The following is a 17,214-nucleotide window of genomic DNA, read 5'->3' as shown; positions in this document are numbered from 1 at the left end:
TTTTAAGTTCTTTGTGCCGCACATGACGACGCAAATGCCAATCTCAGACGCAAGCTGCTTAAAGCAGCGTGCCGCCCTACTTTAGTATAGCGGCACACTCGCGTCGCGGGCATCAATTACGATGGGTTAACACGGAGTCGACTAAGCCGTACTCAACTGCCTCTGGAGCAGAGAGGAAGCGATCGCGCTCGGTATCGCGCTCGATCTGCTCGAGTGGTTGACCCGTATGCTGCGCCATAAGTTCATTCATGCGCGCTTTAACTTTCAGAATTTCTCGGGCGTGGATTTCGATATCCGTCGCCTGGCCCTGGTAACCACCCAGTGGCTGGTGAATCATCACGCGGGAATTAGGCAGGCAGAAACGCTTACCCTTCGCCCCTGCAGTTAACAGGAATGCGCCCATAGATGCAGCCTGACCCATACAGATAGTGCTTACATCAGGCTTGATGAATTGCATGGTGTCATAAATGGACATACCTGCGGTAATCACGCCACCAGGGGAGTTAATGTACAGGTAAATGTCTTTTTCTGGGTTTTCCGCTTCCAGAAACAGCATCTGCGCCACGATCAGGTTAGCCATGTGGTCTTCAACCTGGCCGGTCAGAAAGATAACGCGTTCCTTGAGCAGACGGGAATAGATATCAAAAGAACGCTCACCACGTGAGGTCTGTTCAATAACCATTGGCACCAGAGCCATATGGGGTGCAAAGTTATCTCGTTCGCCACTGTATGACATTTCCGTCTCCTGGATCTAAATTGAAAACACCTGCTGTACTGATTGTAACCTTATGGACGGATTATCAGCCAGTCTCATTCATCGTGATTCCATACTTATGGGGTTCACATTGCCCTATTTCAAGCATAACAACCTTTTGTTGTTACGCTAACACTGAAAGGGCGTTTTAGCACTCTTCCTGGGCTATTGGTGTGATAAAAAAAACCCGTCGCCAAAAGGCAACGGGTTTTTGTTCAAACTTTAAACCGTTGGGGCGAAATTACGCCTGCTGGTTCATCAGTTCGTTGAAAGAGGTCGCTTTTTCGGACACTTTAGCTTTCGCCAGTACCGCTTCAACAGCCTGCTCTTCCAGTGCGACGTTGCGCATGTTGTCCATCAGCTCTTTGTTCTTACCGTAGAACTCGATCACTTCTGATGGATCTTCGTATGCAGAAGCCATCTCTTCGATCAGGCCTTTCACACGCTCTTCGTCAGCTTTCAGCTCGTGGGTACGAATCACTTCGCCCAGCAGCAGGCCAACAACAACGCGGCGTTTCGCTTGCTCTTCGAACAACTCGCGTGGCAGTTCCATCGCTTGCTGCTGGTTGCCACCGAAACGCTGTGCAGCCTGACGGCGCAGTACGTCGATTTCGCTGTCAATCAGGGCAGCAGGAACGTCGATGTCGTTCGCTTTCACCAGACCGTCAATCGCCTGAGATTTCACACGGTTACGCACAGCGCCGTTCAGCTCGCGCTCCATGTTCTTACGCACTTCGGTACGCAGACCAGCAACAGAACCATCTTCCACGCCGAAACGCTTGATGAATTCTTCAGTCAGTTCTGGCAGTTCGCGCTCTTCCACTTTCTTCAGGTTGATGACGAACTTCGCTGCTTTACCTTTCAGGTTTTCAGCGTGGTATTCTTCCGGGAAGGTCACGTCGATAGTGAACTCTTCGCCAGCCTTGTGGCCTTTGATACCGTCTTCAAAGCCTGGGATCATACGACCCTGGCCCATTGCCAGTACGAAGTCAGACGCTTTGCCGCCTTCGAACTCTTCGCCGTCTACAGAACCGGTGAAGTCGATGGTAACGCGGTCTTCAGCGTCAACAGCGCCTTCTTTCTCTGTCCAGTTCGCCTGCTGCTTGCGCAGGGTGTCCAGCATGCCGTCAACGTCTTCGTCAGTCACGGAAACAACAGGTTTCTCAACTTCGATAGACTCCAGACCTTTCAGCTCAACTTCTGGGTACACTTCGAACTCTACGGAGTAGGTGAAGTCTTCGCCCAGTTTGTATTCGCCTGGAACGTAGTTTGGCGCGCCGGCCGGATTGATTTTTTCTTTGATGATCGCATCAATAAAGTTGCGGCTCATCAGTTCACCCAGCACATCCTGACGCACGGAAGCGCCATAACGCTGAGCAACAACATTCATTGGTACTTTGCCCTTGCGGAAGCCGTCAATACGTACTTTTTTTGCTACGTTGACCAGCTCGCTTTTCACAGCAGTTTCGATGCTGTCAGCAGCGATAGTAATCGTTACACGGCGGCCAAGGCCTTGAGTGGTTTCAACTGAAACTTGCATCTTGTTACCTCAAAAAAATCACAGTGCTCGGTCAACTCTGAATCTGTCTGTTTTACCGGGATGCTCTCTTAGTGCAGATTCACATTCCCTGTCGCCAGAATCATCCCGAAGACATTCAATAAGACGCGGCATTATAGCGGCATCACTTAGGTGAGTCGAGAACGGTTGGGGCATGTTGCTGCGGCTTTTTTCACACTTTAAGGCTATTTTTAGCCTTAAAATCGCACCATCCGCTCAAAACTCAGACAAAACAAAACGGCCCGGAGGCCGTTTTGAGGAAATCTGCAAGCAACATACTGGAAAAGCTCCAACCGTTGCAAATCCGATTTATCAGGCTATGGTGCCTGCGCCGCGACAAGGCGGTGATGCAAATACCGTATCCTGCAAGCCTTCCCATTCCTTAATGGTGTAGGTGTGCAGCGCCAGCGCATGTACGGTTGTGGAGAGTTCTTCCGTCAGGGTACTGTAGATCAAGCGATGTCGGTTCAGGAAACGCTCTCCCAGGAAACGATCGCTAACCAGAACCACTTTAAAGTGGCTTTCAGAACCCGCCGGTACGTTATGACGATAGCTTTCGTCGACAACCTCGAGAAACACAGGGTTGAACGCTGCCCTTAATTTATCTTCTATCTGCTCACGTATCATCATGAAATTACTCCTCCGACAACGCCAGGATGTCACCCATCCCTTTAAATGTTAGCCGCTTTTACCGTTTCCATTACACCTTGACAACAAATATTTAGCTTTCGTCTGATTTTCTCATTCAAACGAATGAAGTTCACTGTGAGACTCATACGTTTTGTCACACACGGATTGAGAAAAACGGTGAACTGGTCAGTTTTCGGACAAGGCGATGAATTTACATGCGTTGACCACTTCCCCTCGCCGTTAGCGATGTTATGATGGCGACAATTTTTCTCTTTATATGCTTACGATTCGTTGAGAACCTGAAAATGTTAAAAAAACTCTTCTTTCCGTTGGTAGCACTTTTTATGCTGGCAGGCTGCGCAACCCCGCCAACGACTATTGATGTGTCACCAAAAATTACCCTGCCTCAGCAGGATCCAAGCCTGATGGGTGTGACCGTGAGCATTAACGGTGCCGATCAGCGTCAGGACCAGGCGCTGGCAAAAGTGACCCGCGATAACCAGCAGGTTACGCTGACCGCCTCCCGCGACCTGCGCTTCCTGCTGCAGGAAGTGCTCGAGAAGCAGATGACCTCTCGCGGTTATATGATTGGGCCAAGCGGCGCGGTTGATCTGCAAATCATCGTGAACAACCTGTACGCTGACGTCTCCCAGGGTAACGTGCGCTACAACATCGCGACCAAAGCGGATATCGCCATCATTGCTACCGCGAAAAACGGCAACAAGATGACCAAAAATTACCGCGCCAGCTACTCTGTTGAAGGTGCGTTCCAGGCATCCAACCAGAACATTGCTAACGCGGTAAACAGCGTGCTGACTGATACCATCGCCGATATGGCGCAGGACACCAGCATTCATGACTTCATCAAGCAGAACGCTCGTTAATTCTGCGCACTGACCCGGTGCTTAGCCGGGTCAGTTTCAATAAAAACATGTCCAGTCACTACTTACGCATTTTCCAGCAACCGAAATCAGCCATTCTGCTGATCCTCGGTTTCGCCTCCGGTTTACCCCTCGCGCTCACTTCCGGCACCTTACAGGCGTGGATGACCGTCGAGAATATCGATCTCAAAACCATCGGCTTCTTCTCGCTCGTCGGCCAGGCTTACGTCTTTAAGTTCCTCTGGTCTCCGGTGATGGACCGTTATACGCCGCCGTTCCTCGGGCGGCGTCGCGGTTGGCTGGTCATGACGCAGGTGCTGTTACTGCTGGCCATTGCCGCTATGGGCTTCCTCGAACCTTCCACGCAATTGCGCTGGATGGCGGCGCTTGCGGTGGTGATTGCCTTCTGTTCCGCGTCGCAGGATATCGTGTTCGATGCCTGGAAAACGGACGTGTTGCCTGCGGAAGAGCGTGGTGCGGGTGCCGCCATCAGCGTGCTGGGCTATCGACTGGGCATGCTGGTTTCCGGTGGACTCGCACTGTGGCTTGCTGACCGCTATCTCGGCTGGCAGGGCATGTACTGGCTGATGGCCGCACTGCTGATCCCCTGCATTATTGCCACCCTGTTCGCGCCTGAACCGAGCGATGTGATCCCGGTTCCACGTTCACTGGAGCAGGCCGTCGCTGAACCATTGCGTGATTTCTTTGGCCGCAATAATGCCTGGCTGATTTTGCTGCTGATTGTCCTGTATAAGCTCGGCGATGCCTTTGCCATGAGTCTGACCACGACCTTCCTCATACGCGGCGTCGGTTTTGATGCCGGGGAAGTTGGCGTGGTGAATAAAACGCTGGGACTGTTTGCAACTATCGTCGGCGCCTTGTACGGCGGCGTGTTGATGCAGCGGCTGACGCTGTTCCGCGCCCTGCTGATCTTCGGCATCCTGCAAGGGGCGTCGAACGCGGGCTACTGGCTGCTGTCGATTTCCGATAAGCATACGATCAGCATGGCGGCAGCCGTGTTCTTTGAAAACCTCTGCGGCGGAATGGGAACGGCAGCCTTTGTCGCCCTGCTGATGACCCTGTGCAACAAATCATTTTCGGCCACGCAGTTTGCCCTGCTTTCAGCACTTTCCGCTGTGGGTCGCGTTTACGTCGGCCCCATTGCAGGCTGGTTCGTTGAAGCCCACGGCTGGCCGACATTTTATCTCTTCTCAGTAGTTGCCGCCGTGCCGGGGATTTTATTGCTGCTGGTGTGTCGTCAGACGCTGGAATATACCCAGCGAACTGAACACTTTATGCCGCGTACCGAATATCACCGCGCCTACCGTTTTGCCTTACGGTTGTTAACGGTGGGGTGCCTTGCGCTGGGATTGTGGCTTGTCGTACTCATCATTAATGCAACCACCTCTCTGACGCTCCCGCTTGAAACGCTCCTGCTCGACGTGGGTGCCCTGCTCGCCATCGCCGGGATCCTGATCGGGGGACTTCTCGATTTTCTGGCATTGCGCAAAACGCAGATGAGCTGAAGAAAAAAACGAAAGGTTATTTCCCGTTGTAATCACGAAGTGAAATTATAACGGTGGAATAACCGACAATCGCGAAAAAAATATTTGTTGTTTTGTGCGGGATAGCTTCTGGAAATTATTGGAGTCAATTCCAAACTCTATTTTCTCATTAAACGATTCAGCATTTGAAACATTGAATTTTCGTTTTTTAGTTGTCTTTTTATTGATAATTAATTGTTAATTTTTTGTGTATTTTTAACAATGGTTATACCAATTGCCCCTTTTAGGGTATGCTTGGGGGTCCTTTCGTTATAAAGCCCGCGCCATGCGGCTTATGTCTTAAAAAGCGACATAATTTGCAACACTTGTGACATGTGCGGCAGAACCCAGTAACACCTTCCTGACACAGGCCTAATGATGTTTACAGTAATGTAACCTTCCCGTAAAATGCCCCCACACTTTAAACGCCACCAGACTCCGTGGAATTGAGGTCGTTAAATGAGACTCGGGAAATACAATAAAAGTTTGGGATGGTTGTCATTATTCGCGGGCACTGTATTACTCAGTGGCTGCGATTCTGCACTACTAGACCCCAAAGGACAGATTGGACTGGAACAACGTTCACTGATTCTGACGGCATTTGGCCTGATGATGATTGTGGTTATTCCAGCCATTTTGATGGCAGTTGGTTTCGCGTGGAAGTATCGTGCGAGCAATAAAGATGCGAAGTATAGCCCTAACTGGTCACACTCCAATAAAGTGGAAGCTGTGGTCTGGACGGTACCTATTCTGATCATCCTGTTCCTTGCCGTTCTGACCTGGAAAACCACTCACGCACTTGAGCCAAGCAAACCGCTGGTTCACGATGAGAAACCTATTACCATTGAAGTGGTCTCCATGGACTGGAAATGGTTCTTCATCTATCCAGAGCAGGGCATTGCTACCGTGAATGAAATCGCCTTCCCGGCGAACACTCCGGTTCAGTTCAAAGTGACCTCCAACTCCGTAATGAACTCCTTCTTCATCCCGCGTCTGGGTAGCCAGATTTACGCGATGGCCGGTATGCAGACTAACCTGCACCTGATCGCGAATGAAGCAGGCACCTATGATGGTATCTCCGCCAGCTATAGCGGCCCGGGCTTCTCAGGTATGAAGTTCAAAGCTATCGCAACGCCAGACCGTGCCGCTTTCGACCAGTGGGTTGAAAAAGCGAAGCAGTCTACTAACACCATGTCTGACATGGCGGCGTTCGAAAAAGTGGCTACGCCTAGCGAATACAACAAGGTGGAGTACTTCTCTAACGTGAAACCAGATTTGTTTAAAGACGTCATTGGCAAATTTATGGATCACGGCAAGAGCATGGACATGACCCAGCCTGAAGGCGAGCACAGCGCGCACGAAGGTATGGAAGGCATGGACATGAGCCACGCGGAAACCGCTCACTAAGGGGCCGAGGAAGAAAATGTTCGGAAAATTGACACTGGATGCAGTGCCCTACCACGAACCCATTATCGTGGTTACGGTGGCTGCAATTATCATCGGTGGCGCAGCCTTACTGGGCTTGATCACTTACTTCGGTAAGTGGAGCTACCTGTGGAATGAGTGGCTGACTTCGGTTGACCACAAAAAACTCGGCATCATGTACTGCATCGTCGGTATCGTCATGTTAATTCGTGGCTTTGCGGATGCGATCATGATGCGTAGCCAGCAGGCACTCGCCTCGGCGGGTGAAGCCGGCTTCCTGCCGCCGCACCACTACGATCAGATCTTTACCGCCCACGGCGTTATCATGATCTTCTTCGTGGCGATGCCGCTGGTTATCGGTCTGATGAACGTTGTCGTTCCGCTGCAAATCGGCGCGCGCGACGTGGCGTTCCCGTTCCTGAACAACCTGAGCTTCTGGTTCACGGTTGTCGGCGTTATCCTGGTTAACCTGTCACTGGGTGTGGGCGAATTTGCTCAGACCGGCTGGCTGGCGTACCCGCCGCTGTCGGGAATTGAGTACAGTCCGGGCGTTGGCGTCGACTACTGGATTTGGGCACTTCAGCTCTCCGGTGTCGGTACGACCCTGACCGGTATCAACTTCTTCGTGACCATTATCAAGATGCGTGCCCCTGGCATGACCATGTTCAAGATGCCGGTATTTACCTGGGCATCTCTGTGCGCCAACATCCTGATCATTGCGTCCTTCCCAATTCTGACCGTCACCATCGCGCTGCTGACCCTGGACCGCTACCTGGGCACCCATTTCTTCACGAATGATATGGGTGGCAACATGATGATGTACATCAACCTGATTTGGGCCTGGGGTCACCCGGAAGTGTACATCCTGGTTCTGCCGGTCTTCGGTGTGTTCTCCGAAATCGCTGCAACCTTCTCGCGTAAACGTCTGTTTGGTTACACCTCTCTGGTGTGGGCAACCGTCTGTATTACCGTTCTGTCGTTCATCGTTTGGCTGCACCACTTCTTCACCATGGGTGCAGGCGCGAACGTAAACGCCTTCTTCGGTATTACGACCATGATTATCGCCATCCCTACCGGGGTGAAGATCTTCAACTGGCTGTTCACCATGTACCAGGGCCGTATCGTGTTCCACTCAGCAATGCTGTGGACCATCGGCTTCATCGTCACCTTCTCCGTAGGTGGGATGACCGGCGTACTGCTGGCGGTACCGGGTGCTGACTTCGTGCTGCACAACAGTCTGTTCCTGATTGCGCACTTCCATAACGTTATCATCGGTGGCGTGGTCTTCGGCTGCTTCGCTGGCGTAACCTACTGGTGGCCAAAAGCGTTCGGCTTCACGCTTAACGAAAAATGGGGTAAACGCGCATTCTGGTTCTGGATCATCGGCTTCTTCGTCGCATTTATGCCGCTGTACGTGCTGGGCTTCATGGGCATGACCCGTCGTCTGAGCCAGCAGATCGATCCGCAGTTCCACCCAATGCTGATGGTTGCAGCGGGCGGCGCAGTGCTGATTGCCTGTGGTATCGCGTCTCAGCTGATTCAGTTCTACGTGTCTATTCGCGACCGCGACCAGAACCGTGACCTGACCGGTGACCCATGGGGTGGCCGTACGCTGGAGTGGGCGACCTCTTCTCCACCGCCGTTCTATAACTTTGCCGTTGTGCCGCAGATCCATGAACGCGACGCATTCTGGGAAATGAAAGAAAAAGGTGAAGCGTACAAGCAACCTGCTCATTACGAAGAGATCCACATGCCGAAAAACAGCGGCGCGGGCATCGTGATTGCCGCATTCGCAACGGTATTTGGTTTCGCAATGATCTGGCACATCTGGTGGATGGCGATTGTTGGCTTCGCCGGCATCGTAATCAGCTGGATTGTGAAGAGCTTTGACGAGGACGTGGACTACTACGTACCAGTCCGTGAAGTTGAAAAGCTGGAAAATCAGCATTTCGACGAGATTTCTAAAGCGGGGCTGAAAAATGGCAACTGATACTCTGGCGCACTCAACTGCCCACGCGCATGCTGACCATGCGCACCACGATACAGGACCGATGAAAGTCTTCGGTTTCTGGATCTACCTGATGAGCGACTGCATTCTGTTCTGCTGTCTGTTCGCAACCTATGCCGTTCTGGTGAACGGCACAGCGGGCGGCCCGACCGGTAAGGACATCTTTGAACTGCCGTTCGTTCTGGTTGAAACCGCACTGCTGTTATTCAGCTCCATCACCTACGGCATGGCGGCTATCGCCATGTACAAAAACAACAAGAGCCAGGTTGTCTCCTGGCTGGCGTTGACCTGGTTGTTTGGCGCTGGATTTATCGGGATGGAAATCTATGAATTCCATCACCTGATCATGGAAGGTTTCGGTCCGGATCGCAGTGGCTTCCTGTCCGCGTTCTTCGCGCTGGTCGGTACTCACGGTCTGCACGTCACCTCTGGTCTGATCTGGATGGCGGTACTGATGTTCCAGGTATCCCGTCGCGGCCTGACCAGCACTAACCGTACCCGTATCATGTGCCTGAGCCTGTTCTGGCACTTCCTGGACGTGGTATGGATCTGTGTGTTCTCTGTTGTCTATCTGATGGGGGCGATGTAATGAGTCATTCAAACGATCATGGCGCTTCCCACGGCAGCGTAAAAACCTACATGACAGGTTTCATCCTGTCGATCATCCTGACGGTGATCCCGTTCTGGATGGTGATGAACGGTTCTGCGTCTAAGCCGGTTATCCTGGGCGCAATCCTGGTAACCGCTGTGATTCAGATTCTGGTGCATCTGGTTTGCTTCCTGCACATGAACACCAAGTCCGATGAAGGCTGGAATATGACGGCCTTTATCTTTACCGTGATTATCATCGCTATCCTGGTAGTCGGTTCCATCTGGATTATGTGGAACCTTAACTACAACATGATGGTTCACTAAGAGCGGCGAGTATGTTTAAGCAATACCTGCAAGTAACGAAACCAGGCATCATCTTTGGCAACCTGATCTCCGTGATCGGAGGGTTCCTGCTGGCCTCTAAGGGCAGCATTGATTACACCCTCTTTATCTATACGCTGGTCGGTGTGTCACTGGTTGTTGCGTCCGGTTGTGTATTTAACAACTACATCGACATGGATATCGACAAGAAGATGGAAAGGACCAAAAATCGGGTGCTGGTGAAAGGCCTGATCGCCCCTTCCGTCTCGCTGGTGTACGCCACCTTGCTGGGTATTGCTGGCTTTATGCTGCTGTGGTTTGGTGCTAACCCGCTGGCCTGCTGGCTGGGGGTGATGGGGTTCGTGGTATATGTGGGCGTTTACAGCCTGTATATGAAACGTCACTCCGTCTACGGCACGCTGATTGGTTCTCTCTCCGGCGCTGCGCCGCCGGTGATTGGCTACTGCGCAGTCACGAACGAGTTCGACAGCGGTGCGCTGATCCTGCTGGCTATCTTTAGCCTGTGGCAGATGCCGCACTCCTATGCCATCGCGATTTTCCGCTTTAAGGATTATCAGGCAGCGAACATCCCGGTTCTGCCGGTCGTGAAGGGCATCTCCGTTGCCAAGAACCACATCACGCTCTACATCATCGCCTTTGCTGTGGCAACGCTGATGCTCTCTCTGGGTGGTTACGCCGGATATAAATATCTGGCGGTAGCGGCTGCGGTGAGCGTCTGGTGGCTCGGTATGGCGCTGCGCGGTTACAAAGTGGAAGATGACAAAGTCTGGGCGCGCAAACTGTTTGTGTTCTCGATTGTCGCCATCACTTCGCTGTCCGTGATGATGTCCGTGGACTTTATGGTGCCAGATTCACACAACCTGCTGACTTACGTCTGGTAAGTGTGCTGAATTGAAAAAGCCAGGTTAATCACCTGGCTTTTTTTTTGCCCGGCGGCGCTACGCTTGCACGGGCCTACGGGATCGGTAGGTCGGGTAAGGTATCGCCGCCACCCGACGCGGTTTTGCACGATGGTAATATCTCTTAAACAAACACCTATTTACCGCAATTAACACCCCGCCTAAACTAGTGCCTGCTTTTGAACTGAGGTGGCAATGAACGATTATAAAATGACGCCGGGCGAGCTACGCGCGACCTGGGGTTTAGGGACTGTTTTCTCGCTACGGATGCTTGGCATGTTTATGGTCCTGCCTGTTCTGACCACGTACGGCATGGCGCTGCAGGGAGCCAGCGAAGCGCTGATTGGTCTGGCCATTGGCATCTACGGACTGGCGCAGGCGGTTTTTCAGATCCCCTTTGGTCTGCTTTCAGACCGCGTTGGTCGTAAACCACTGATTGTCGGCGGTCTGCTGGTCTTTGTACTCGGTAGCGTAATTGCCGCCCTCTCCCACTCTATCTGGGGAATTATTCTTGGCCGCGCCCTGCAGGGCTCCGGCGCGATTGCCGCCGCCGTGATGGCGCTGCTGTCAGATCTCACCCGCGAGCAGAACCGCACCAAGGCAATGGCCTTTATCGGCGTCAGCTTTGGCGTGACGTTTGCGATTGCGATGGTGCTCGGCCCTATCATCACCCACAAACTGGGGCTGCACGCCCTGTTCTGGATGATTGCCGTGCTGGCGACCATCGGGATCGCGCTTACGCTGTGGGTGGTGCCGGACAGCAAAAACCACGTTCTGAACCGTGAATCCGGAATGGTGAAGGGCTGCTTCAGCAAGGTGATTGTCGAGCCGCGCCTGCTCAAGCTGAACTTCGGTATTATGTGCCTGCACATTCTGCTGATGTCCACCTTCGTCGCCCTGCCCGGCCAGCTTGCCGCTGCGGGCTTCCCTGCCGCCGAGCACTGGAAAATCTATCTGGTGACGATGCTGATCTCATTTGTCTCCGTGGTGCCGTTTATCATCTACGCCGAAGTGAAGCGCAAGATGAAGCGCGTTTTCGTGGGCTGCGTGGCGTTGCTGCTGGTTGCCGAGATCGTGCTCTGGGGCTCCGGCCCGCACTTCTGGGAACTGGTTGCTGGCGTACAGCTGTTCTTCCTGGCGTTTAACCTGATGGAAGCGCTGCTGCCGTCGCTTATCAGTAAAGAATCTCCGGCGGGCTATAAGGGTACGGCAATGGGCATTTACTCCACCAGCCAGTTCCTCGGGGTAGCCATTGGCGGCTCGCTCGGCGGCTGGGTGGACGGCCTGTTTGATTCGCAAACCGTGTTTCTGGCCGGTGCGCTGCTGGCGATGGTCTGGCTGCTGGTTGCCAGTACCATGAAAGAGCCGCGCTACGTGAGCAGCCTGCGCGTGGAAATTCCGGAAGAGGTCGACGTCAGTGATGCGCTCAAACAGCGTCTGGAAGCAAAAGAAGGTGTGACTGAAGTGCTGATAGTTCCGGAGGAACGTAGCGCTTACGTTAAAATAGACAGCAAGGTGACCAACCGCTTCGAGGTGGAGCAGGCCCTGAAAGCTTAAAAAAATGCCCGGTTGAACCGGGCATTTTTGTCTTAATCGCGGAAGTTTTTGAACTGGAACGGCTGTCCCAGCTCGCCGCCGCGGATCAGCGCCATCACGCCCTGCAGGTCGTCGCGAGATTTCCCGGTCACACGAATCTCTTCGCCCTGGATCTGCGCCTGCACCTTCAGCTTGCTGTCTTTGATGAGCTTCACGATCTTCTTCTGCACAGCGCTCTCAATGCCCTGCTTCAGCTTCGCTTCCACGAACCAGGTTTTGCCGCTGTGGACAAACTCTTCCGGTACGTCCAGCGAGGTACCTTCAATGCCGCGCTTTAACAGCTTGGCGCGCAGAATGTCGAGCAGCTGATTCACCTGGAAATCAGACTCGCTCAGCACCTTAATGGTCTTATTTGCGTCGTTCAGTTCAAACGTCGCCTCAACGCCACGGAAATCGAAACGTGACTCAACTTCACGGCTTGCGTTATCCACGCCGTTACGCACTTCCTGGATATCAACTTCGGAAACAATATCGAAAGATGGCATCTTTTCTTCTCCCTTCATTTTTGTTGCGTTGCATAATACCCGCAACAAGGCATAACTCAAAAGCATAGTCGACGGCGCTATACTTAGGCCGTAACACCTGGCGCAGTTGCAGGTGAGGAGGAACAATGAAAATTACAGTGCTCGGTTGCGGAGCCCTGGGTCAGCTATGGCTGACCGCGCTATGTAAGCACGGACATGAGGTACAGGGCTGGCTGCGCGTGCCCCAGCCCTATTGCAGTGTAAACCTGATTGATGAAGACGGAAGTATCTTTAACGAATCCCTTACCGCCAATGATCCTGATTTCCTTGCGCAAAGCGACCTGCTGCTGGTGACGCTCAAGGCGTGGCAGGTTTCCGATGCGGTAAAAGCGCTGGCCGCGCAGCTCCCCCCCACAGCCCCCATTTTGCTGCTGCATAATGGCATGGGAACCATTGATGAACTCAAGAGCATCACGCAGCCGCTGCTAATGGCCACCACGACTCAGGCGGCGCGGCGCGATGGCAATATCATCGTGCATGTTGCGAGCGGCGTGACCCATATCGGTCCGGCCCGCGAGCAGGACGGCGACTACAGTTACCTGGCGGACGTGTTACAGAAAGTGCTGCCAGACGTCGCCTGGCACAACAACATCCGCCCTCAGCTGTGGCGCAAACTGGCGGTGAACTGCGTGATCAACCCGCTGACGGCGCTGTGGGACTGTCCGAACGGTGAGCTGAAAAACCATCCTCAGGAGATTGCCGCGCTGTGTGAAGAAGTCGCCTCGGTGATTGAACGTGAAGGCCTGCATACCTCGGCGGATGATTTACGTTATTATGTCGAGCAGGTTATTGATAGTACGGCAGAAAATATCTCCTCGATGCTGCAGGACGTTCGGGCTTTGCGCCACACGGAGATCGACTACATCACTGGCTATCTACTAAAACGCGCCCGCGCGCACGGCATCGCGGTGCCGGAAAACGCCCGACTGTATGACCTGGTTAAACGTAAGGAGAGTGAATATGAGCGCGTCAGCCCTGATCTGCCTCGCCCCTGGTAGCGAAGAGATGGAAGCGGTCACCACTATCGATTTGATGGTGCGTGGCGGCATTAAGGTCACCACCGCCAGCGTCGCCAGCGACGGTAATCTGGCCATCACCTGTTCACGCGGGGTGAAAATCCTGGCAGATGCACCGCTGGTACAGGTGGCTGACGGAGATTACGACATCATCGTCCTGCCCGGCGGCCTGAAAGGCGCGGAATGTTTTCGCGACAGCCCGCTGCTGGTTGAAACCGTGCGTCAGTTTCATTTATCCGGCCGCATCGTCGCGGCTATCTGTGCCGCAGCAGGAACGGTTCTGGTGCCGCACGATATCTTTCCCATCGGCAACATGACCGGCTTCCCGGGGCTTAAGGATACGATCCCGGAAGAGCATTGGGTGGACAAACGCGTGGTCTGGGATCCGCGCGTCAATCTGCTGACCAGCCAGGGGCCAGGCACCGCGATTGATTTTGCGCTGAAGATTATTGACCTGCTTGTCGGACGCGAGAAGGCGTACGAAGTGGCATCGTCGCTGGTGATGCCAGCGGGGATTTATAATTACTACGAAGAGTAGTGCATAAAAAAAGCCGGGTGGCGCGAGGTAAAAGCAAAACGGCAACCAAAGGTTGCCGTTTTTAATGTTTGCGCCCTCTCCCCGTGGGAGAGGGTCGGGGTGAGGGCATCAGGCCGCACACTACGGGCGATACACCTTCACATTGGCAAAGCCCTGCTCGCGCAGATACAGCGCCTGCAGGCGGCTCATCACCCCGCGCTCACACCACAGCAGATACGTTTTGCTCTGGTCGAGATCGCCAAACTTGGTGCTCAGCTTGTAGAACGGCAGAGAAACCACGTCCACGCCTTCAACCTTCAACGGCTTGTCATCCTGCTCGTCGATAGAGCGGATATCCAGAATCGCATCGTTAGCACCGAAACCGCTCACGGTTTCCACTTCAACCACTTCCTGCTCGGTCTGCTGGGCAATCTCGCGGATATCAATGTTGGACGCTTCCGCCACCACTTTTTCCAGAATGCCGAAATCGAAGTGCTCTTCTTCCGCTTCGATCTTCGCCTTCACCGCTTTCACGGTTGGGCTTTTTGAGATCACGCCGCAGTATTCCGGCATGGTGCGGGCAAAATCTTCGGTGCCGATTTCGCGCGCCAGATCGATAATGTGCTCTTTATCATGGGAGATCAGCGGACGCAGGATCAGCGTATCAGACACGTTGTCGATCAGACGCAGGTTGGTCAGCGTCTGGCTGGAAACCTGGCCCAGCGCTTCACCGGTCACCAGCGCCTGCACGCCGTAGCGTTCAGCCACTTTAGACGCCGCACGTACCATCATGCGCTTCAGCACCACGCCCATCTGGCCGTCGTCCACTTTTTCGAGGATTTCGCCGACCACGGGTTCGAAGTTGATCGCCACAAAACGCACGCGGTGGGAGCTGCCGAAGCGGTTCCACAGGTAATGCGCCACCTGACGAACGCCGATTTCATGCGCCGCGCCGCCCAGGTTGAAGAAACAATAGTGTACGCGACAGCCGCGACGCATCAGCATATAGCTGGAGACGCCGGAGTCGAAGCCGCCGGAGATCAGCGACAATACGTCTTCCTGAGTGCCGATTGGGAAGCCGCCGATGCCTTCATAGCGCCCTTTTACCAGCAGCAGGCGATCGTTTTCGATCTCCAGGTTCACGGTCACGTCCGGGTTGGTCAGACGCACGCGCGCCGTTTCGACGTGCTGGTTCAGACCGCCGCCCACGTAGCGTTCAACTTCAATAGAGCTAAACTCGTGCTTGCCGCGACGCTTCACGCGCACGCAGAAGGTTTTGCCTTCGATCTGATCGCGATATTGAACCAGCGCTTTTTCGAAGATGTCGTGCATATCGCTGAATGGAACATCTTCCACTTCAAGGATATGGTGGATCCCCGGAATACGGGTCAGCGCGTCGCGAATATCAAGACGTTTGTTTTCGTCTTTGGCGCGCACTTCCACGTGGTCCCAGTGACGCACCACGGCGAGCGTTTCGTCGTAGTGCTTTAATACGTTACGAATGTTCCCGGTGAGAATTTTAATAAAGCGCAAACGCACAGATTGGCTTTTGATGGTGATTTCAGGGAACAATTTAATGATAAACTTCATGGCGGCAATGTTTCTTAGGCAAGCGTATTAAGGCTTGTAATGGAAAATGATACAGCAGCCCACACCCGTGGCTGCATCCAGGCGCGCAAGTATACCACCATCGCGCCGCTCGCGTTATTTGATAATTGCCCCGAGTCCGTTACCATGATGGGGCGAAGAATATAAGAGTCAATTCACTATGCCGAAGAAGAACGACGCACCGGCCAGTTTTGAAACTGCGCTGAGTGAGCTGGAGCAGATAGTTACCCGTCTTGAGAGCGGCGATCTCCCGCTGGAAGACGCGCTCAACGAATTCGAACGTGGCGTGCAGCTGGCGCGCCAGGGGCAGGTTAAACTGCAGCAGGCCGAGCAGCGCGTGCAGATCCTGCTTTCCGACAGCGAAGACGCGAAAACCACGCCTTTCACACCGGACGCCGAGTAAATGGATTTTGCTAACGCGCTTCAGGCGCGCGTTGTCCGCGCCAATGATGCCCTGCGCCGTTTCATTGAACCGCAGCCTTTTCAGAACACTCCACTGGTTGAAGCCATGCACTATGGCGCACTCTTGGGTGGAAAGCGCCTGCGCCCGTTCCTGGTGTACGCCACGGGGAATATGTTCGGTATCAGCGATAACACGCTGGACGCCCCGGCAGCCGCCGTGGAGTGCATCCACGCCTATTCGCTGATCCACGACGATCTCCCGGCCATGGACGACGACGATCTGCGTCGCGGTCAGCCAACCTGCCACATTAAGTTTGGCGAGGCGAATGCCATTCTGGCGGGGGATGCTCTTCAAACGCTGGCATTCTCGATTTTAAGCGATGCACCGATGGCGGAAGTGGCCGATCGCGACCGTCTGGCGATGGTCTCCGAACTGGCAATGGCCAGCGGCGTCGCCGGGATGTGCGGCGGTCAGGCACTGGATTTAGAGGCGGAAGGTCGTCAGGTTAATCTGGAACAGCTGGAGCGCATTCATCGCCATAAGACGGGGGCGCTCATTCGTGCAGCCGTTCGCCTGGGCGCGCTGAGCGCGGGTGAAGACGGGCGTAAAGCCCTGCCGATTCTGGACAGATACGCAGAAAGTATCGGTCTGGCATTCCAGGTTCAGGATGACATTCTGGATGTGGTGGGCGATACTGCAACATTGGGTAAACGTCAGGGTGCGGACCAGCAGCTTGGCAAAAGTACCTACCCCGCCCTGCTGGGTCTTGAGCAAGCCCAACGTAAAGCCCGGGACCTGATAGAGGATGCCCGCCAGTCGCTGAATCAGCTGGCCGCGCAATCGCTGGATACCTCGGCACTGGAAGCGCTAGCGGACTACATAATCCAGCGTGATAAATAAACAACCTATCTCGATGAG

The 17,214-nt window shown here is 53.8% G+C and carries 17 protein-coding genes; 12 read left to right on the top strand and 5 right to left on the bottom strand.

The features are described 5' to 3' along the window. Positions 1 to 112 precede the first annotated feature (112 nt). The 3 genes from clpP to bolA form a co-directional block, all read right to left on the bottom strand. Positions 113 to 736: an ATP-dependent Clp endopeptidase proteolytic subunit ClpP gene (gene clpP, locus AC2T6E_RS18535; RefSeq protein WP_010428105.1), complete on the bottom strand. Its 624-nt coding sequence runs from the start codon at positions 734 to 736 to the stop codon at positions 113 to 115. Positions 737 to 995: 259 nt separating this feature from the next. Further along, positions 996 to 2,294: a trigger factor gene (tig, locus tag AC2T6E_RS18530; RefSeq protein WP_486692808.1), complete on the bottom strand. Its 1,299-nt coding sequence runs from the start codon at positions 2,292 to 2,294 to the stop codon at positions 996 to 998. 330 nt (positions 2,295 to 2,624) lie between these two features. After that, entirely contained in the window at positions 2,625 to 2,942 is a 318-nt protein-coding gene (gene bolA / locus AC2T6E_RS18525) for a transcriptional regulator BolA (protein WP_010428102.1), read from the bottom strand. 305 nt (positions 2,943 to 3,247) lie between these two features. Here bolA and AC2T6E_RS18520 point away from each other — a divergent pair, with 305 nt between their 5' ends. The 8 genes from AC2T6E_RS18520 (at position 3,248) to AC2T6E_RS18485 (ending at position 12,189) form a co-directional block, all read left to right on the top strand. Then, positions 3,248 to 3,826: a lipoprotein gene (locus AC2T6E_RS18520; protein ID WP_010428101.1), complete on the top strand. Its 579-nt coding sequence runs from the start codon at positions 3,248 to 3,250 to the stop codon at positions 3,824 to 3,826. Positions 3,827 to 3,873: 47 nt separating this feature from the next. Continuing rightward, positions 3,874 to 5,349 carry a muropeptide MFS transporter AmpG gene (ampG, locus tag AC2T6E_RS18515; protein WP_182403114.1) on the top strand — a complete coding sequence of 492 codons (1,476 nt, stop codon included), beginning with the start codon at positions 3,874 to 3,876 and terminating at the stop codon, positions 5,347 to 5,349. Positions 5,350 to 5,826: 477 nt separating this feature from the next. Next, positions 5,827 to 6,774 (top strand): cytochrome o ubiquinol oxidase subunit II, encoded by a 948-nt coding sequence (gene cyoA / locus AC2T6E_RS18510; protein WP_089600911.1) that lies wholly within the window; start codon positions 5,827 to 5,829, stop codon positions 6,772 to 6,774. A gap of 16 nt (positions 6,775 to 6,790) precedes the next feature. Continuing rightward, positions 6,791 to 8,782, top strand: coding sequence for a cytochrome o ubiquinol oxidase subunit I (gene cyoB, locus AC2T6E_RS18505; protein ID WP_089600909.1), 1,992 nt, complete (start codon positions 6,791 to 6,793; stop codon positions 8,780 to 8,782). Further along, a complete protein-coding gene (locus AC2T6E_RS18500; RefSeq protein ID WP_100167123.1) occupies positions 8,772 to 9,389 on the top strand; it encodes a cytochrome o ubiquinol oxidase subunit III in 618 nt (205 codons plus the stop codon). Before cyoB ends, AC2T6E_RS18500 begins: the two co-directional genes overlap by 11 nt. Further along, complete coding sequence (locus tag AC2T6E_RS18495; protein ID WP_006809888.1) at positions 9,389 to 9,715, top strand: cytochrome o ubiquinol oxidase subunit IV; 327 nt, start codon at positions 9,389 to 9,391, stop codon at positions 9,713 to 9,715. The genes AC2T6E_RS18500 and AC2T6E_RS18495 overlap by 1 nt, the downstream gene beginning before the upstream one ends. Positions 9,716 to 9,726: 11 nt before the next feature. Then, on the top strand, positions 9,727 to 10,614 hold the full coding sequence (gene cyoE / locus AC2T6E_RS18490; protein WP_013095848.1) for a heme o synthase: 888 nt from the start codon (positions 9,727 to 9,729) through the stop codon (positions 10,612 to 10,614). Between the two features lie 213 nt (positions 10,615 to 10,827). After that, on the top strand, positions 10,828 to 12,189 hold the full coding sequence (locus tag AC2T6E_RS18485; RefSeq protein WP_126816829.1) for an MFS transporter: 1,362 nt from the start codon (positions 10,828 to 10,830) through the stop codon (positions 12,187 to 12,189). A gap of 32 nt (positions 12,190 to 12,221) precedes the next feature. Here AC2T6E_RS18485 and AC2T6E_RS18480 read toward each other — a convergent pair whose 3' ends face one another. Continuing rightward, positions 12,222 to 12,713 carry a YajQ family cyclic di-GMP-binding protein gene (locus AC2T6E_RS18480; RefSeq protein WP_108415712.1) on the bottom strand — a complete coding sequence of 164 codons (492 nt, stop codon included), beginning with the start codon at positions 12,711 to 12,713 and terminating at the stop codon, positions 12,222 to 12,224. A 125-nt stretch (positions 12,714 to 12,838) separates the two neighbouring features. Here AC2T6E_RS18480 and panE point away from each other — a divergent pair, with 125 nt between their 5' ends. After that, positions 12,839 to 13,750 carry a 2-dehydropantoate 2-reductase gene (gene panE / locus AC2T6E_RS18475; RefSeq protein ID WP_486692802.1) on the top strand — a complete coding sequence of 304 codons (912 nt, stop codon included), beginning with the start codon at positions 12,839 to 12,841 and terminating at the stop codon, positions 13,748 to 13,750. After that, entirely contained in the window at positions 13,713 to 14,306 is a 594-nt protein-coding gene (gene yajL, locus AC2T6E_RS18470; protein ID WP_341494368.1) for a protein deglycase YajL, read from the top strand. The genes panE and yajL overlap by 38 nt, the downstream gene beginning before the upstream one ends. Positions 14,307 to 14,426: 120 nt before the next feature. Here the strand turns inward: yajL and thiI are convergent, their stop codons facing one another. Continuing rightward, positions 14,427 to 15,875, bottom strand: a complete 1,449-nt coding sequence (gene thiI, locus AC2T6E_RS18465) for a tRNA uracil 4-sulfurtransferase ThiI (protein WP_108415709.1) — start codon at positions 15,873 to 15,875, stop codon at positions 14,427 to 14,429. A 178-nt stretch (positions 15,876 to 16,053) separates the two neighbouring features. Here thiI and xseB point away from each other — a divergent pair, with 178 nt between their 5' ends. Both xseB and ispA read left to right on the top strand, forming a co-directional pair. Further along, positions 16,054 to 16,296: an exodeoxyribonuclease VII small subunit gene (gene xseB / locus AC2T6E_RS18460; RefSeq protein ID WP_003859094.1), complete on the top strand. Its 243-nt coding sequence runs from the start codon at positions 16,054 to 16,056 to the stop codon at positions 16,294 to 16,296. Then, a complete protein-coding gene (gene ispA, locus AC2T6E_RS18455; RefSeq protein WP_108415707.1) occupies positions 16,297 to 17,196 on the top strand; it encodes a (2E,6E)-farnesyl diphosphate synthase in 900 nt (299 codons plus the stop codon). The last annotated feature ends 18 nt before the right edge of the window (positions 17,197 to 17,214 follow it).

Source organism: Enterobacter sp. B79-1 (genome assembly GCF_057444735.1).
This window is presented reverse-complemented; position numbering and strand designations above follow the sequence as displayed.

Bases quoted from the DNA above. Each gene is read 5' to 3' on its own strand.
- clpP (WP_010428105.1), bottom strand. From the start codon at position 736: ATGTCATACAGTGGCGAACGAGATAACTTTGCACCCCATATGGCTCTG.
- tig (WP_486692808.1), bottom strand. From the start codon at position 2,294: ATGCAAGTTTCAGTTGAAACCACTCAAGGCCTTGGCCGCCGTGTAACG.
- bolA (WP_010428102.1), bottom strand. From the start codon at position 2,942: ATGATGATACGTGAGCAGATAGAAGATAAATTAAGGGCAGCGTTCAAC.
- AC2T6E_RS18520 (WP_010428101.1), top strand. From the start codon at position 3,248: ATGTTAAAAAAACTCTTCTTTCCGTTGGTAGCACTTTTTATGCTGGCA.
- ampG (WP_182403114.1), top strand. From the start codon at position 3,874: ATGTCCAGTCACTACTTACGCATTTTCCAGCAACCGAAATCAGCCATT.
- cyoA (WP_089600911.1), top strand. From the start codon at position 5,827: ATGAGACTCGGGAAATACAATAAAAGTTTGGGATGGTTGTCATTATTC.
- cyoB (WP_089600909.1), top strand. From the start codon at position 6,791: ATGTTCGGAAAATTGACACTGGATGCAGTGCCCTACCACGAACCCATT.
- AC2T6E_RS18500 (WP_100167123.1), top strand. From the start codon at position 8,772: ATGGCAACTGATACTCTGGCGCACTCAACTGCCCACGCGCATGCTGAC.
- AC2T6E_RS18495 (WP_006809888.1), top strand. From the start codon at position 9,389: ATGAGTCATTCAAACGATCATGGCGCTTCCCACGGCAGCGTAAAAACC.
- cyoE (WP_013095848.1), top strand. From the start codon at position 9,727: ATGTTTAAGCAATACCTGCAAGTAACGAAACCAGGCATCATCTTTGGC.
- AC2T6E_RS18485 (WP_126816829.1), top strand. From the start codon at position 10,828: ATGAACGATTATAAAATGACGCCGGGCGAGCTACGCGCGACCTGGGGT.
- AC2T6E_RS18480 (WP_108415712.1), bottom strand. From the start codon at position 12,713: ATGCCATCTTTCGATATTGTTTCCGAAGTTGATATCCAGGAAGTGCGT.
- panE (WP_486692802.1), top strand. From the start codon at position 12,839: ATGAAAATTACAGTGCTCGGTTGCGGAGCCCTGGGTCAGCTATGGCTG.
- yajL (WP_341494368.1), top strand. From the start codon at position 13,713: ATGAGCGCGTCAGCCCTGATCTGCCTCGCCCCTGGTAGCGAAGAGATG.
- thiI (WP_108415709.1), bottom strand. From the start codon at position 15,875: ATGAAGTTTATCATTAAATTGTTCCCTGAAATCACCATCAAAAGCCAA.
- xseB (WP_003859094.1), top strand. From the start codon at position 16,054: ATGCCGAAGAAGAACGACGCACCGGCCAGTTTTGAAACTGCGCTGAGT.
- ispA (WP_108415707.1), top strand. From the start codon at position 16,297: ATGGATTTTGCTAACGCGCTTCAGGCGCGCGTTGTCCGCGCCAATGAT.